This window comes from Nocardia rhizosphaerihabitans, assembly GCF_014646295.1.
Lineage (GTDB): Bacteria > Actinomycetota > Actinomycetes > Mycobacteriales > Mycobacteriaceae > Nocardia > Nocardia rhizosphaerihabitans.
On record NZ_BMNE01000002.1, the window covers coordinates 785,457 to 800,029 of the forward strand.

18 protein-coding genes are annotated in these 14,573 nt (G+C 68.9%); 4 read left to right on the plus strand and 14 right to left on the minus strand.

Annotated features, from left to right (window positions below; all coding sequences use genetic code 11):
- The first annotated feature begins 86 nt into the window (after nt 1-86).
- Complete coding sequence (gene glgA / locus IEY60_RS10085) at nt 87-1,253, plus strand: glycogen synthase (protein WP_189027468.1); 1,167 nt, start codon at nt 87-89, stop codon at nt 1,251-1,253.
- A gap of 183 nt (nt 1,254-1,436) precedes the next feature.
- Here glgA and IEY60_RS10090 read toward each other — a convergent pair whose 3' ends face one another.
- From IEY60_RS10090 to IEY60_RS10150, 13 genes are all read right to left on the minus strand, one after another.
- Nucleotides 1,437-2,393 carry a putative RNA methyltransferase gene (locus tag IEY60_RS10090; RefSeq protein WP_189026384.1) on the minus strand — a complete coding sequence of 319 codons (957 nt, stop codon included), beginning with the start codon at nt 2,391-2,393 and terminating at the stop codon, nt 1,437-1,439.
- 14 nt (nt 2,394-2,407) lie between these two features.
- Nucleotides 2,408-2,575 (minus strand): DUF3117 domain-containing protein, encoded by a 168-nt coding sequence (locus tag IEY60_RS10095; RefSeq protein ID WP_011211259.1) that lies wholly within the window; start codon nt 2,573-2,575, stop codon nt 2,408-2,410.
- Nucleotides 2,576-2,655: 80 nt separating this feature from the next.
- Nucleotides 2,656-3,288 (minus strand): DNA-3-methyladenine glycosylase I, encoded by a 633-nt coding sequence (locus IEY60_RS10100; protein WP_189026386.1) that lies wholly within the window; start codon nt 3,286-3,288, stop codon nt 2,656-2,658.
- A complete protein-coding gene (locus IEY60_RS10105; protein WP_189026388.1) occupies nt 3,285-3,605 on the minus strand; it encodes a DivIVA domain-containing protein in 321 nt (106 codons plus the stop codon). The genes IEY60_RS10100 and IEY60_RS10105 overlap by 4 nt, the downstream gene beginning before the upstream one ends.
- A 37-nt stretch (nt 3,606-3,642) precedes the next feature.
- Nucleotides 3,643-4,779, minus strand: a complete 1,137-nt coding sequence (locus IEY60_RS10110) for an Mrp/NBP35 family ATP-binding protein (protein ID WP_189026390.1) — start codon at nt 4,777-4,779, stop codon at nt 3,643-3,645.
- 58 nt (nt 4,780-4,837) lie between these two features.
- Nucleotides 4,838-5,437 (minus strand): hypothetical protein, encoded by a 600-nt coding sequence (locus tag IEY60_RS10115; protein WP_189026392.1) that lies wholly within the window; start codon nt 5,435-5,437, stop codon nt 4,838-4,840.
- Nucleotides 5,434-5,922, minus strand: coding sequence for a hypothetical protein (locus IEY60_RS10120; RefSeq protein ID WP_189026394.1), 489 nt, complete (start codon nt 5,920-5,922; stop codon nt 5,434-5,436). Before IEY60_RS10120 ends, IEY60_RS10115 begins: the two co-directional genes overlap by 4 nt.
- The gene (locus IEY60_RS10125) at nt 5,923-6,648 is read right to left on the minus strand and encodes a WXG100 family type VII secretion target (RefSeq protein ID WP_189026396.1); all 726 of its coding nucleotides are present in this window, start codon (nt 6,646-6,648) and stop codon (nt 5,923-5,925) included. It lies immediately after the preceding gene.
- A complete protein-coding gene (locus IEY60_RS10130) occupies nt 6,645-6,977 on the minus strand; it encodes a hypothetical protein (RefSeq protein ID WP_189026398.1) in 333 nt (110 codons plus the stop codon). The genes IEY60_RS10125 and IEY60_RS10130 overlap by 4 nt, the downstream gene beginning before the upstream one ends.
- A gap of 84 nt (nt 6,978-7,061) precedes the next feature.
- Nucleotides 7,062-7,922 (minus strand): lytic transglycosylase domain-containing protein, encoded by an 861-nt coding sequence (locus IEY60_RS10135; protein ID WP_189026401.1) that lies wholly within the window; start codon nt 7,920-7,922, stop codon nt 7,062-7,064.
- Nucleotides 7,923-8,018: 96 nt separating this feature from the next.
- Nucleotides 8,019-9,416 carry a lytic murein transglycosylase gene (locus IEY60_RS36200; RefSeq protein WP_268241464.1) on the minus strand — a complete coding sequence of 466 codons (1,398 nt, stop codon included), beginning with the start codon at nt 9,414-9,416 and terminating at the stop codon, nt 8,019-8,021.
- A gap of 112 nt (nt 9,417-9,528) precedes the next feature.
- A complete protein-coding gene (locus IEY60_RS10145; RefSeq protein WP_189026403.1) occupies nt 9,529-10,119 on the minus strand; it encodes a DUF1003 domain-containing protein in 591 nt (196 codons plus the stop codon).
- A complete protein-coding gene (locus IEY60_RS10150) occupies nt 10,116-11,429 on the minus strand; it encodes a magnesium transporter MgtE N-terminal domain-containing protein (RefSeq protein WP_189026405.1) in 1,314 nt (437 codons plus the stop codon). The genes IEY60_RS10145 and IEY60_RS10150 overlap by 4 nt, the downstream gene beginning before the upstream one ends.
- Nucleotides 11,430-11,462: 33 nt before the next feature.
- Here IEY60_RS10150 and IEY60_RS10155 point away from each other — a divergent pair, with 33 nt between their 5' ends.
- Genes IEY60_RS10155 through IEY60_RS10165 form a run of 3 tightly spaced genes read left to right on the plus strand, consistent with a single transcriptional unit; the run spans nt 11,463 to nt 13,512 of the window.
- Nucleotides 11,463-12,419, plus strand: coding sequence for an HpcH/HpaI aldolase/citrate lyase family protein (locus IEY60_RS10155; RefSeq protein ID WP_189026407.1), 957 nt, complete (start codon nt 11,463-11,465; stop codon nt 12,417-12,419).
- Nucleotides 12,420-12,431: 12 nt separating this feature from the next.
- Nucleotides 12,432-12,926, plus strand: a complete 495-nt coding sequence (locus IEY60_RS10160) for a YflT domain-containing protein (RefSeq protein ID WP_189026409.1) — start codon at nt 12,432-12,434, stop codon at nt 12,924-12,926.
- A gap of 4 nt (nt 12,927-12,930) precedes the next feature.
- Nucleotides 12,931-13,512: a suppressor of fused domain protein gene (locus tag IEY60_RS10165; protein ID WP_189026411.1), complete on the plus strand. Its 582-nt coding sequence runs from the start codon at nt 12,931-12,933 to the stop codon at nt 13,510-13,512.
- Here IEY60_RS10165 and IEY60_RS10170 read toward each other — a convergent pair.
- Complete coding sequence (locus IEY60_RS10170; RefSeq protein ID WP_189027470.1) at nt 13,509-14,567, minus strand: magnesium and cobalt transport protein CorA; 1,059 nt, start codon at nt 14,565-14,567, stop codon at nt 13,509-13,511. The genes IEY60_RS10165 and IEY60_RS10170 overlap by 4 nt on opposite strands.
- Nucleotides 14,568-14,573: the final 6 nt, after the last annotated feature.

Here is a 14,573-nt window from a genome sequence, read left to right on the forward strand (position 1 = left end):
CCACCACGGTGGCTCATGTCGACCCGAGGGTCTAATTTGGACCAGTGAGTTTTGGCACCGACAGCGAGCAGGCGCCGGCGGGATCGGTGCGAGTCGCCATGCTGACCCGGGAGTATCCGCCTGAGGTGTATGGCGGCGCGGGTGTGCATGTCACCGAACTCACCGGCAGGCTGCGGGAACTGTGTGAGGTGACGGTGCACTGCATGGGCGCGCCGCGTCATGGGGCTGTTGTTCATCGGCCTGATCCTGAGCTCTATGCCGCCAATGCCGCGCTGCAGATGATGTCGGCGCAGTTGCGGATGGCCGATGCGGTGGGTGCGGTCGAGGTGGTGCACTCGCACACCTGGTACGCGGGACTGGCCGGTCATCTCGCGGCGGCGCTGTATGGGATTCCGCATGTGCTCACCGCGCATTCGCTGGAACCGCGCAGGCCGTGGAAGGCCGAGCAGCTCGGGGGTGGATACCGGCTCTCGTCGTGGTCGGAGCGTAATGCGATGGAGTACGCCGACGCTGTCATCGCGGTGAGCGAGGGGATGCGGCACGACGTGCTCGACGCCTACCCCGCGATCGACCCGGACCGGGTTCACGTGGTGCACAACGGCATCGACGCGGGCATCTGGCATCCCGGGCCGCCCACGGGCGAGGAGATGCCCGTGCTGGAGCGCCTCGGGGTGCGTGCCGACCGGCCGATCGTCTCGTTCGTCGGCCGGATCACCCGGCAGAAGGGCGTCGGTCACCTGCTCGCCGCTGCTGCGGATTTCGACCCCGATATCCAGCTGGTTCTGTGCGCGGGGGCCGCCGACACCAGGGAACTCGAACTCGAGGTCGCTGCCGCCGTCGACGGGCTGCAACGCCAGCGCGGCAATGTGTTCTGGGTCAAGGAGATGCTGCCGACCGAACAGGTCCGCCAGATCCTGGCCGCGTCAGCGGTTTTCGTCTGTCCCTCGGTGTACGAGCCGCTGGGCATCGTCAATCTGGAGGCGATGGCCTGTGCGACCGCGGTCGTCGCGTCGGACGTGGGTGGTATCCCGGAGGTCGTCGACGACGGGGTCACCGGGCGGTTGGTGCATTACGACTCCGGTGCGACGGACGAGTACGAACGCGGGCTCGCTGCCGCCGTGAACGAGGTCGCCGGTAACCCGGCCCTGGCGGTCCGCTACGGCGAGGCCGGGCGGGCGCGCGCAATCGCCCAGTTCGACTGGTCACGGATCGCCGAGCAGACCCTCGAGGTGTACCGGAGCGTGCTGAGGTAGCCGGTCTGCCCGGCAGCCGCGGTAGACGAACCAGCGACCTTCCGCGTGTGAGGCGGACGCTGGGTGCTGCTGTCCGGGCTCGCACAGAACCATGTCTAGGAGCGCAGAGAGGCAACTCGCTGGGCACCCTGAAGTGTGTTCCGTGCCAGGCACCGCCGGACGATGTCGGTGAGTGACTGCTGGTCAGGTCGGGACGTAGGACGACACCGTCACCGATGCGGTGACCTCGGTGACGTCCGGCAGATCCGCGATGCGTGGGTCGTCGGCGGGAGTGCCATGGAAGGCTGACGGTCCCATGGCGATCACCCGGGTGACGTCGAGGCGGGACAGCTTCATCGGAAACTCGATCACGCGGTGGTCGAGGCGAGTGAAGGTTCCTGCCAGAGAGTCGGCCAGGCGCCGGTCCTTGTCGGGGTCGACTCGAACCATGTCGAGTGGGCCGACCAGCTCGCTCAGGTGGCGGGCGGTGGGGGTGACGACGACGAAGCGGCCGCGGGGAGCCAGTATCCGGGCGACTTCGGCCGGGTTGCGCGGGGCGAAGACCGACAGGACGCCGATCAGGCTGTCGTCGCGGACGGGAAGACCGCGCCAGGCGTCGGCCAGCACCGAGGACATGCGCGGGTGGGTACGGGCAGCCCGGCGCGCGGCGGGCTTGGCGACATCCAGGGCGATGCCGTACGCGCCGGGTTGGGCGTCGAGCACCGCGGCCAGGTAGTAGCCGGTCCCGGCGCCCACTTCGAGGATCGCCCTGTCGGTCGGTGAGCCACCGGCGGCGTATGCGGCGCCGGGCCCGATCACGGGGCTGCCGGCAGCGGCCGGATCGTCAGGCAGTGTCGTCCCGGTCTGCGTGGCGGGGCTGCCGACGGTGAGAGCGGCGTCAGGCTGCTGCGCCGCGGACCCGGTGCCGAAAGCCTGGGCCACCGCCGCGGCGATGGGCGCGAAGTGCCCGGCGCTCTGGAAGGCGGCGCGGGCGTCGAGCATGGCGGCGGTGTCGCCGGTCATCTTCGTCGACGCGCCGGTGAGCAGCCCGACATAGCCCTGCCGGGCGATGTCGAAGCTGTGCCCGGTACCGCAGCGCAGCGCGCGTTCGCGCGGTTGCAGTTCGTCTCCGCACTCCGGGCAGGCCAGGAGTGCGGCCACCTCGGTGAGAGCCGTCAGCTGGTGACGCTCTTCAGTTCGTCACCGAGCGCCGCAGCCTCGTCCGGTGTGAGTTCGACGACCAGACGCCCGCCACCCTCGAGTGGAACCCGCATGACGATTCCACGACCTTCCTTGGTTGCCTCGAGGGGACCGTCCCCGGTACGGGGCTTCATGGCCGCCATCCTCTGCTCCCTCCAGATCTGCGCGGTCGAGTGCGCACCTGTTCTCTGGCTCGCCGGGTGTTCGGCGGGCCACACCGGTCCTATTCTTCCCTATTGCCGTCTCGGGCGGACACCTGAGTACGAAATGTGACTGCCGAGTCGGTTGTGTTCGGGGCCGAGCGCACCCAGCAAACCTCCAGGTGATCGTCCACCATCCCGGTCGCTTGCATGAGGGCATACGCCGTCGTCGGGCCCACAAAAGCGAAGCCCCGGCGCTTCAATTCCTTTGCCAGAGCAATGGATTCGGGTGTGGTGGCGGGCACGTCCGCGATCGCCGCGGGGCGCGGGCGTGGCGCCGGCGCGAAGGACCACAGCAGCTCGTCGAGGCTCACCGGCAGGTCCCGGGCAACCTTGGCATTGGCGATCACCGCGTCGATCTTGGCGCGGTTGCGGACGATGCCGGCGTCGGCCAGCAGCCGGGCGCGGTCGTCGTCACCGAACTCGGCGACCTTCGCGATCTCGAAGCCGGCGAACGCGGCCCGGAACGCCGGTCGCTTGCGCAGGACGGTGATCCAGGCCAGCCCGGACTGGAACGCCTCGAGGCACAGCCGCTCGAACAGGGCGTCGTCGCCGTGCAGCGGCTTGCCCCATTCGGTGTCGTGGTAGTCGCGGTAGAGCGGGGAGCCGGTCGACCACGGGCAGCGGATGAGCCCGTCGTCGGCGAGTTCGGTCACGGCCGGTCCTGACCGGGCGCCACCTGGGCCTGCCACTGGCGTACCTGTGCCAGCTCCAGCTCGAGCTCGTCGATGCGCTCGGCGAGCCTGCCCAGCGCCCAGTCGACCTCACCGGCCTTGTAGCCGCGCACGACCTGCTGGAACCGCAACGCGCGCACATCGGCACCCGTCACGCCCTGAGCGGGCAGCACCGTGGCCGTGGTGCCCTCGGGTAACGGACCGAGTTCCTCGGACCGCCCGAAGACGGCGCTCGCCACCAGGAACAGCATGGCGGCAACCAACCCGACGATGAGCACGTAGAGCAGCAGCGTCAGCATACGAACAGCCTAGTTATCCCCACCGACAACTTTCGGCTCAGAGATGGCGGGTGGTATCGATGCCGAGCGACATGCCCGCCAGTCCGCGCTTGCGGACGGCCAGCTTGTCGGCGACCTCGCGCAGGGCCTTGGCGGCCGGGTTGTCCGGGTCGGCGAGCACGATCGGGGTGCCCGCGTCGCCGCCCTCGCGCAGGGCCTGCTCGATCGGGATCTGGCCGAGCAGCGGCACCGTCGAGCCGACCGCGCGGGTCAGGCGATCCGCGACGACCTGGCCGCCGCCGGAGCCGTAGAGCTCCATCCGGGAGCCGTCGGGCAGGTCGAGCCAGGACATGTTCTCCACCACGCCCGCGATCCGCTGCCGGGTCTGCAGGGCGATCGCGCCCGCGCGCTCGGCCACCTCGGCGGCGGCGATCTGCGGGGTGGTGACGACCAAGATCTCGGCGCTGGGGATCAGCTGGGCGATGGAGATGGCCACGTCGCCGGTGCCGGGCGGCAGGTCCAGCAGCAGCACGTCCAGGTCGCCCCAGAAGACGTCGGCGAGGAACTGCTGCAGCGCGCGGTGCAGCATCGGACCGCGCCACACCACGGGCGTGTTGCCCTGGGTGAACTGCGCGATCGAGATCATCTTCACGTCGTAGGCCATCGGCGGCATGATCATCCGCTCGACCTGGGTCGGGCGGGCGTCGGTGCCGAGCATGCGCGGGATCGAGTGGCCGTAGATGTCGGCGTCGAGCACGCCGACCGACAGGCCGCGCTGGGCCAGCGCGACGGCCAGGTTGGCGGTGACGCTGGACTTGCCGACACCACCCTTACCGGAGGCGACGGCGTACACGCGGGTGAGCGAGCCGGGCTGGGCGAACGGGATCACCGGCTCGGCCGAATCGCCGCGCAGCGACTTGCGCAGCTCGGTGCGCTGCTCGTCGCTCATCACGTCGAGGTCGACGGTCACCGCACCGGCGCCGGGCACGTCGGCGACGGCCTTGGTGACGCGCTGGACGATCTCGGTCCGCAACGGGCAGCCGGACGTGGTCAGATACACCTCGACGTGCACATCGCCGCTGTCGGCGATGGCGATCGACTTGACCATGCCCAACTCGGTGATCGGCTTGCGGATCTCCGGATCGTCGACCTTCGCGAGCGCCGCCCGCACATCCGCTTCCGTCATCACTGGCATATGCCCGATTTTATGCTGCTGGCAATTCGAGCGCGGTTCTGGGGCTGATAGGCGGTGTTCATCGCGTCTCGGCCCGGTTCCGCTCGACCGCGGCGGCGAAATCCGGGTGCGCGGAAACGATCAGCTGATCCGCGTCCTGATTCATCCACACGTCCGCGAAGAACCCGGATCGGCTCCACGCCAGCGTCGCCGCCAGCAGCGCGATCGGCATGCATCCGGGCAAGAAGGCAAACGCCAAGGGCACATAGAGCTGACGCAGCTCGAGTGACACCGCCGTGAAGATGCCGGCGATCGTCAGCGGCACCACCAGCAGCGCCAGCACCGCGATCCATCGGGACCGCCTGATCTCGGCCAGGCAGAATTCGCAGGCCGGGCAGTCGAACCGGACGGTCGCCTCGACCGGAAGCCGCTGCACGAACGGCGCCACGGACATCAACATGGCCCGCAGAGTCGGCCATTCCGAGTGCGGCCCGTTGGAATGCACGAAGAAGGGGCGGTGTTCGACGGCAGGCAAGCCGTGCTCGATACACACCTCGGGCATCGACTCGGTCGGCACCAGCTCCATCGGCGACTCGGTGAAGAACGGAATCCAATCGGGATCGACCTCGGTGTCGAAGACGACCTGCTGCCGGGACGTCCCGCTCGTCGCAGGGCTCACGCCAGCCATCCCCGCTGGTTGCGTTCACGGAAATAGCGGTCGTCTTCGTCCTCGTCATCCGGAGTGACAATGCGCTCGCGGTTCGGCCTGCGGGTTCCGGGAACCACGATGTTCGTAGCAGGTGCGGGCGCCGGCGGGGGCGGCTGGTCTGCGACCGGCTCCGTCCTGAACTCGTCCGGGAGCGGCTGCGACCTGAGCCGCGCCAAGTCTGCTTCGCCCTGTTCGGCCAGCCGCTGTCGCTGCTCGTCCGTCATGTCGGCGAACTGATTCATCGTGGCGGGCATCGTCTGATCGACAACCAGATTGAAAGCCTCACTGTGCAGTAGTTCGCGGGCGCTGCCCTTCCCCTCGAGGATCCCGCGCAGCTCATTCTTCAACCGCGGCTCCGTGGCGTTGTCCATCAGGACCCGCAGCGCCCTGGACAGCTGCCGTGAGATACCGATGTCACCGCGCGCCAGATCATGAATCGGCTCAGGCGGGTTCACTCAGGCTCCCGGGTGGTCGTAGTCGGTGGTGGGCAGCACCGGCATGTCAGCGGACTCGATGACAGCGGCCACGCCGAAGCCGGCACCGGCGATGCCTTCGAGGGCGGCATACCCGGAGTTGAAGGCCTGGACCAAGGTGTTCCATTCCTTGATGACCTCGAGCGTGGTCAGGGTGGCAGCGGCGACCAGTGCCGCCGTCGCGACAACGCCGACGCCGGAGAGGGCGGCGACCCTGACCGCGACCCACTCGATGAAGGCGATGGCGGCGTAGTCCAGCACTGCCTGCAGGGTGTTACTCATCGCTGTCGAGATGTGGTAGGCGGACTGGGCGAAATGCTTGATCTCGTCGGCCATGTCCTTCAGCGGATCGACCTGGGCGGAGATGGCGGCCGCGAGCTCGGTGAAGTAGGACTGCGCGCTCGTCGCCGCGTTTCCGTCCCACGTCGTGTCGACCGCGGCCGCCGCGGACTTGACCGAGTCGGAGAATGCCGAACTGTAGGCGGCGAGGTTCTCCACGGCCTTGCCTGCTTTCTGCAAAGCCTCCCAGTCACCCGAGATCTTGGTGGTGACCCATTTGAGCGGGTCGGTGCCGATCACCGTTTCACTCCACTTACCCGCCCAGTAGCTCGGCGAGACGGCATTGGAGGTGATGAGGAACTCGATCTTGTCGTTGAGCGGATCCTCGAGCGAGGGCTCGGTCAGGTGCTCGGCGGGAGCCGATGTCATGACTGACCACCCGCGGGGTAGGTCCGGTCGAGCTCATCGGCCAGCGCCTTGTCGGTGGTGCGGTATACCTGCGCCACCTTGGTCAGTTCGGTCGCGGCCGCCTCGGCGAGTGTTCCCAGCGTGGCGTAGTTCGGCGCGAGTTTGCTGTGCGCCTCGCCGACGGCGCTGAGCCCAGTACGGATCAGACCGCCGTCGCCCCACACCGTGCTGTCCAGTACCAGCCACTTCTCCAGATAGGTCGCGACATTCGCGTTGGCTTCGGCGAGTGTCTTCAAACTCGCGGCGAACGTGTCCACCGCATCTGGATCGACCTTGAAAATCTCCGACATCGAGCCCCCTTCCCGGCGGTGAAGCCGGAAGCCGCGTGTACGTCGGAGCACCTTCACAGAGGGGGCCTGCTCGGTGCAAACGCCTCAGATTCGGGGGAGGTCCGAGGGCTTGGGGGCGAGGCCGCTCGAATACGAGCCCGACCACGCCATCACGTTGGCGACGTAGGCCATCGAGTTGTTGTAGCGCAGGATCGCCTTGGACTGCTGGGAGAGGTCGCGCATGTTCAGGCCGCCGTCGCAGAGGTAGCGGCCCGCGGTGAGGGCCGCGTCGAACAGGTTCTGCGGGTCGGCGACACCGTCACCGTTGCCGTCGGCGGCGTAGCGGTGCCAGGTCTCGGGCAGGAACTGCATGGGGCCGATGGCGCGGTCGTAGCCGCCGAGGCCGTCGAGCTCGCCGCCGTCGCTGTCGTAGATGACGTTGTTGCCGTACAGGCTGCCGTCGAGGACCGGGCCGTAGACGGCCTTGATCGGGTTGCCGTCGGCGTCGGCTTTGCCGTAGGCGTGGGTGGATTCGACGCGGCCGATGCCTGCCAGCAGCGACCAGGACATCCCGCAGTGCGGATTCTCCACGGCCAGTTGCTCTTCGGCGCTCTGGTAGGCGGCGACCGCGATACCGGGAATGCCGAGCGGGCCGGCGGGGAGATCGGCCGAAGCCCGATCATCCGGCAGCGCAACGGTTTTCACCACCGGGTCGGCGGAGGGGGACTGACGAGCCTCCGCGTGCGCGACCTCGGCGATATCGACGGCCTGGGGCGCTGCGACGAGCTCGGGCGCGGCCTCCGGATCGACACCGGGCAGGTCGTGCTCGACGGCCGCGGTGCTGGTGGTCGTCGCGTCGGTCGCGGCGGCGGTAACGGCCACGAGTCCGGCGGGGACCAATCCGGTCAATGCGATGAGCGAGCTACGTCGAACCGTCGTAGCAGGCTGTTTCCGATGACGACCCACTGTGTGGTGCCCTCCTCAACCGTGTTGGATGAGAAGAGATTACCGCACCCGAGATCTTTTTGTTACCCCTCCGTGATCTGAATATCGGTTTGATTTCTACGGGGCCGGGGGACCGGGCGGCAGCGGGATGACGATGTTGAACGGCAGCGTGATCCCGGGCTGCTGAGTGGGAGCCACCGGGGCGGGTTCGGCGGGTGCGGGTTCGGCGGGCGCAGGCTCCTCGGTCGGCGCGATGCCCGGTTCGGGCGTCTTCTCCGGTTCCTCGGTCGCGGGCGCCTTGGGGGGTGCGGGCTCCCCGGTCGCGGCAGGCGTGCACACGGGCGCGGTGGCCTGCTGCTCGGGCTGGGCCGGATCCTTCGGCGCCGCGGCACCGAAGGTCTGCTCGACCGGGCGCTGTTCCGGCTCGAGCGGGTTCGGCATCTGGGCAGGCACCGGCTCGCTCACGCAGACCTCGGGCGCGGGCGCGACCGGCGCCGGGCAGAAGATGCCGCAGGGGATCGGCGGCAGACCGGGCAGCGTGATCATCACCTGCGTCGGCGTGGTGACCTTCGGCGTGTTGGGCGGCAGCTGATTGGTCGTCGACGGCGGCGCCGCGGTGACCGGCGCGTCGGTGGCGGCGGCCAGTACATTGGGCGAGACCAGCGGCGCGCTGCCCGGCGGCACGATGTCGGGGGAGATGGTCACCTGACTCGGCGCGCCACCGGTCCGGTACGCCGCCGACCAGCTCAGCACATTGGCCGCGTAGGACATCGAGTTGTTGTAGCGCAGCACCGCCCGTAGCTCCTGGGAGGCCTCGCGCAGGTTCATGCCGCCCGAGCACAGGTACTTGCCCGCGGCGAGCGCGGCGTCGAAGACATTGTGCGGATCGGCGGTACCGTCCCCGTTGCCGTCGGCCGAGTACAGCGCCCAGGTGCTCGGCAGGAACTGCATCGGGCCGACCGCGCGGACGAATCCGCCGTCGGCTTCCCTGATGACCTCGTTGCCCGGCAGCGTGCCGTCGAGCGCAGGTCCGAAGATCGGGGTGGTGGAGGTGCCCGCCGCGTCGGTGCGGCCGCTGCTGGCGTGCCCGGATTCGATGCGGCCGATGCCCGCCAGCAGGTTCCAGGTGAGCCCGCAGCCCGGCTGCGCGGTCTCCATCGCGAGTTCGGCATTGCGGTAGGCGGCGAGCACGATCTCCGGGATGCCCAGCGCGCCGCTGCCGGTGGGTAGCGAAATGCTGTGCAGCGGAACGGTTCCGGCGAAGGGCGCCAGGTTGTTCGCCGACGGCGTGAGCGCGCGCAGCTTGCGCGGCGCCTCCTGCGCGATCGGCAGCAGCCCGACGATCTCGGACGGATCGGTCTCGGGGGTGTCCTCGGTGGTGCTCGCCGTCGCGGCCAGCAGCGCTTCCGGCGCGGTCGGCGCGGTGCTGGGAGTCGCGGTCTGCACGGTCGACCCGGAGGCGACGAGTCCGGCGACGACAAGGGCCGACATTGTTATCGGAGCAGAGATTCGCACGGCCACCAACCCTTTACGTCGAAGCAGCGGCGCCGCAGAGTCCCCCTCCGGCCCGCCCGGAACAACGTGATCCAGGTTACCTACCGGTCAGGTAGTTGTAGAGCATTTCCGGTTACTCGTCTGAACCAGCTGGCGAAACCGGGGCAGGAGAGGGTGTTTGACCGGAGGTTTTCTTGCGAACGGCTTTTCGCTTCTTCTCCGTCTTCGGCGCGCCGTCCGGTGTCGTGACCGCGTCGATCCGGTCGAGCACTTCCTTGATCTCCTCGAGCTCGCGGCGCAGGTAGTCGCGGGTGGCGACGTCGCCGACGGCCAGGCGCAGCGAGGCCAGCTCGCGGGCCAGGAATTCGGTGTCGGCCTTGGTTTGCGCCGCCCGGGTGCGGTCCTCTTCGAGCGAGACCTTGTCCCGGTTGTCCTGCCGGTTCTGGGCCAGCAGGATCAGCGGCGCCGCGTAGGCGGCCTGGGTGGAGAACGCCAGGTTGAGCAGGATGAACGGGTACGGGTCCCAGCGCAGCGCGACCACGAACACATTGAGGATGATCCACACGATGACGATCACCGTCTGGATCGCCAGATACCGCCCCGTCCCGAGGAACCGGGCGACCTTCTCGCTGCTGCTCGCGAACGCCTCGGAATCCCAGTCGAGGGAAAAGCGCGAGCCGACCGGCGTTTCCAGCCGCGCACGGGCCGGGTTCTTCTCACTCACGACGTGCCTCCCTCCGAACGGAGCATGCTCGCCTCGGCATGAGCCGACGGTGGCTCCTCTTCTTCGCGCCAGTCCTCCGGCAGCAGGTGATCGAGGACATCGTCGACGGTCACCGCGCCGAGCAGATGATTCTCCGCGTCGACGACCGGCCCGCACACCAGGTTGTAGGTGGCGAAGTAGCGGGTCACCGCCGAGAGCGGCAGCTCCGGTGACAGCGGTGTCAGATCGGTGTCGAGTATCCCGCCGACCAGGTGCGCCGGCGGTTCCCGCAGCAGCTGCTGGATGTGCGCGCACCCCAGATAGCGGCCGGTCGGGGTCGCGGTCGGCGGCCGGACGACGAAGACCATCGACGCAAGGGCGGGCGTGAGATCGGGATCGCGGACCCGGGCCAGCGCCTCGGCGACGGTGGTGGACGGGCTGAGCACAATGGGTTTCGGCGTCATCAGACCGCCCGCGGTGTCGGGGGAGTGCGCCAGCAGCCTGCGGACCGGCTCGGATTCCTCCGGATCCATCAGGGCCAGCAGCGATTCGGCTTCGCTCTCGGGCAGTTCGCCGAGCAGGTCGGCGGCGTCGTCGGGGTCCATCGCCTCGAGCACGTCGGCGGCGCGGCGCACCTCGAGATGGCCGAGCAGATCGACCTGGTCGTCGTCGGGCAGCTCCTGGACGACATCGGCGAGGCGTTCGTCGTCGAAGGCGATCGCCACCTCGATGCGGCGTTTCTCCGGCAGCTCGCGCAACCGGTGGGCGACGTCGGCCGCGCGCAGGCCCTCGAACTGTTCGAGCAGGGTGGTGACGTCCTGGCCCGGCCTGCCGACTTCGGCGGGTGTCAGGCCCTCGACCTGCGACCAGTCGACCACGTGCACGGTGCGTCTGCGCCCGATCCGGCGATGCCCGCGCACGGCGACCCGGCCGACCACCCAATCCCTGGTTCTGGTCTGTTCGATGCCGAGATCGGCCACGTAGACGTCGACGCCGTTCAGATCCGGCAGACCGGGATCGTCGACCCGCACCTGGGAGTCGACGATCTGGGCCATGGCCAGCAGCTCGCCGGGGCGCTGGGCGAAGCGCCGCAGGCTCACGGTGCCGGTGTTCAGGGTGACGATGCCCGGCTCGATCGCGGTCACCCGCAGCATCGGCACGAAAATCCGCCGCCGGGTGACCAATTCGACGACCATGCCGTGCACCCGTGGCTGCTGACGCCCGTGCCGCACGGCCACGACGACGTCGCGGACCCGGCCGATAGACTCCCCGTCCGGACCCAGCACCGTCAGACCGGCGAGCCGGGCGACGTACACCCTGGTGGTTGCCATGACCCTCAGGCTAGGCCACACGAGGAGGAGCCCATGAAGCCCCGCCGATCGGTGCTTGCCGTCCCCGGCAGCAATCCCAAGATGATCGCCAAGGCCAAGGGCCTGCCGGTGGACGAGGTCTTTCTCGACCTCGAGGACGCCGTCGCGCCCGGCGCAAAGAGCGCGGCGCGGGCGAATATCGTCGCCGCGCTGAACGAACCGGGCTGGGGATCGCAGCTGCGGGTGGTCCGGGTCAACGACTGGACCACCGAGTGGACCTTCGCCGATGTGATCACGGTGGTCGAGGGCGCTGGCGCGGTGCTCGACGCGATCCTGCTGCCCAAGGTGACCGACGCGAGTCAGGTGCAGGCGCTGGATCTGCTGCTGACGCAGCTGGAGAAGGCGAGCGGGCTCGAGGTCGGGCGGATCGGGATCGAGCCGCAGATCGAGAACGCCATGGGCCTGCGCAATATCGACGCGATCGCCACCGCGAGCCCGCGCGTGCAGACGCTGGTGTTCGGCCCTGCCGATTTCATGGCCAGCATCAATATGCGCACGCTGGTGGTCGGCGAGCAGCCGGAGGGCTACGACGTCGGTGACGCCTACCACCACATCCTGATGACCATCCTGCTCGCCGCCCGCGCGCACGGCATCCAGGCGATCGACGGTCCCTACCTGCAGGTTCGCGATGTCGACGGGTTCCGGCGGGCGGCCGGGCGTACCGCCGCACTGGGTTTCGACGGCAAGTGGGTGTTGCACCCCGACCAGATCGACGCGTGCAACGAGATCTTCAGCCCGCGCCAAGCCGATTACGACCGCGCCGAGCTGATCCTGGAGGCCTACGCCTTCCACACCTCCGAGGCGGGCGGCGCGCGTGGCGCCGTCATGCTGGGCGATGAGATGATCGACGAAGCCAGCGCGAAGATGGCGCAGGTCATAGCGGAGAAGGGCCGAACTGCCGGAATGACGCGCACAACGCGTTTCACTCCGCCACAGCCGGTCCAGAACTAGCAGAATGGGACTATGACGAATCCCTTGGGCAACCCGAATCGCGGACGGCAGGCGTTGCCGACGCCGCCGTCGGGCTGGCCGGTCGGCTCGTATCCGACCTACGCCGAGGCGCAGCGCGCGGTCGACTACCTGGCCGACGGGCAGTTCCCGGTGCAGGACGTGACCATCGTCGGCGTCGACCTCATGCAGGTGGAGCGGGTGCTGTACCGGCTCACCTGGGGCAAGGTCATCGGCGGCGGCGTGGTGTCGGGCGCCTGGCTCGGCCTGTTCCTCGGCCTGCTGCTGAGCCTGTTCACCACCACCGGCGGCGCGCTCGGGCCGCTGGTCGTCGGCCTGGTCGGTGGCATCGTGTTCGGCGTGATCACCACCTCGATCCCGTACGCGGCCACCAAGGGCCAGCGTGACTTCGCCTCGTCCATGCAACTGGTCGCGGGCCGCTACGACGTGCTGTGCGACCCGAAGACCGCCGAGCGCGCCCGCGACATGCTGGCCCGATTGGCCCTGTGACGCAATGGATGTGGTGAATTCGGTCCGCACCGCGGTGCTGGACCATTACGGCGTCGAGCGGGCGCAGGTCGACTCGGCCTCGGTCACCTTCCTCGGGCTGGAGCCGATCGAGATCCTGCGCATCCCTGGCGAGGACGCGATCCACTACGCCACCCTGGGCGGATCACGGCACCCGATGGGCGATCCGGCCGACCTGCTCGCCGACCCCGTGCGCGGCCCGCGCGCCGAGCTGGTGCTGACGCTGCTGGCCGGCGCCGGACCGCAGGCGGGCGTCGCGCGCACGCTGGGTGTCCTCGTCGCGACGCCGTCGGTGGAAGGCGTTGTGCTGCAAGCCGACGCGCTGCTGGACCTGGGCGAACCGCTGTGGCACAACGCCGGCTTCACCGCGGTCCTGCTCGGCGAGAGCGACATCACCGAGGTGGCGCTGCCCGAACCCGCCGATCCGGTGCGCTATCTCAGCGTCACCCCGATCACCGCGACCGAGGCCGCCTGGGTGCGCGTGCGCGGTGCGCAGGCGCTGCGCGATGCGTGGTCCGAGGCCGGTATCGATGTGCGCGACCCCGCTCGGGGCGCGGTGAACCTCTAGATCCACTTGTTGCGGCGGAAACTGCGGAACAGCACGGCGCACAACACCACCATGACCGCCACCACCACCGGGTACGCCCACGGCTGGTGCAGTTCCCACATGTAGTCGAAGTTCATGCCGTAGACACCGGCGATCATGGTCGGCACCGCGGCCATGGCGGCGTAGGCCGCGATCTTGCGCATGTCGGTGTTCTGCTGGACGCTGATCTTGGCCAGCGCCGCGTTGACCAGGCCGCTCAGCGCTTCGTCGAAGTAGGCGATGTGCTCGGTGACATTGGTGTGGTGGTCGGCGACGTCGCGCAGATAGCGGCGAATCTCCTTGGGTACCGGCATTTCCTGGTCGTGCACCAGGTACTGCAGCGGCGGCCCCAACGGCGAGACCGCCCGGCGCAGTTCCACCACCTCCCGCTTGAGCTGGTAGATCGCGCCGATGCCGACTTTCGAGGCCGGGGTGAACACCGCCTCCTCCATCTCGTCGATATCGGACTCGACCGATTCGGCGACATCGACGTAGGAGTCGACGACGTGGTCGGCGACGGCGTGCAGCACCGACACCGGGCCGAGTCGCAGGTGATCGGGCCTGCCCTCCAGTTCGCGGCGCACCCCGGCCAGTCCGGTGTGCTCGCCGTGGCGGACGGTGATCGCGAAGTGGGCGCCGGTGAAGACCATGATGTCGCCGGTCTCGACGATCTCGCTGATGGCGTGGATGTCGTGCTCGACGTAGCTGACGGTACGCATCACCAGGAACAGGGTGTTGTCGTAGCGCTCCAGCTTGGGGCGCTGGCGGCCGTGGACCGTGTCCTCCGCCGCCAGGGGGTGCAGGCCGAAGATCTGGGCGACATCGGTCATCTGCCCTTCGTCCGGATCATGCAGGCCGAGCCAGACGAACCCGTCCTCGGTCTTGCCCGCCTCGGTCAGCGCCTGCTGCGGGGTGAAATGTCCGGGCACTCGCTTGCCGTCGACGTAGACGCCGCAGTCGACGATCGCGCGCGCCGTCGGCACCGGGATCCGCGGCCGCGGTGACCCCGGCCTGCTCGGCCCGCGAAACGACGGCATCTGCGG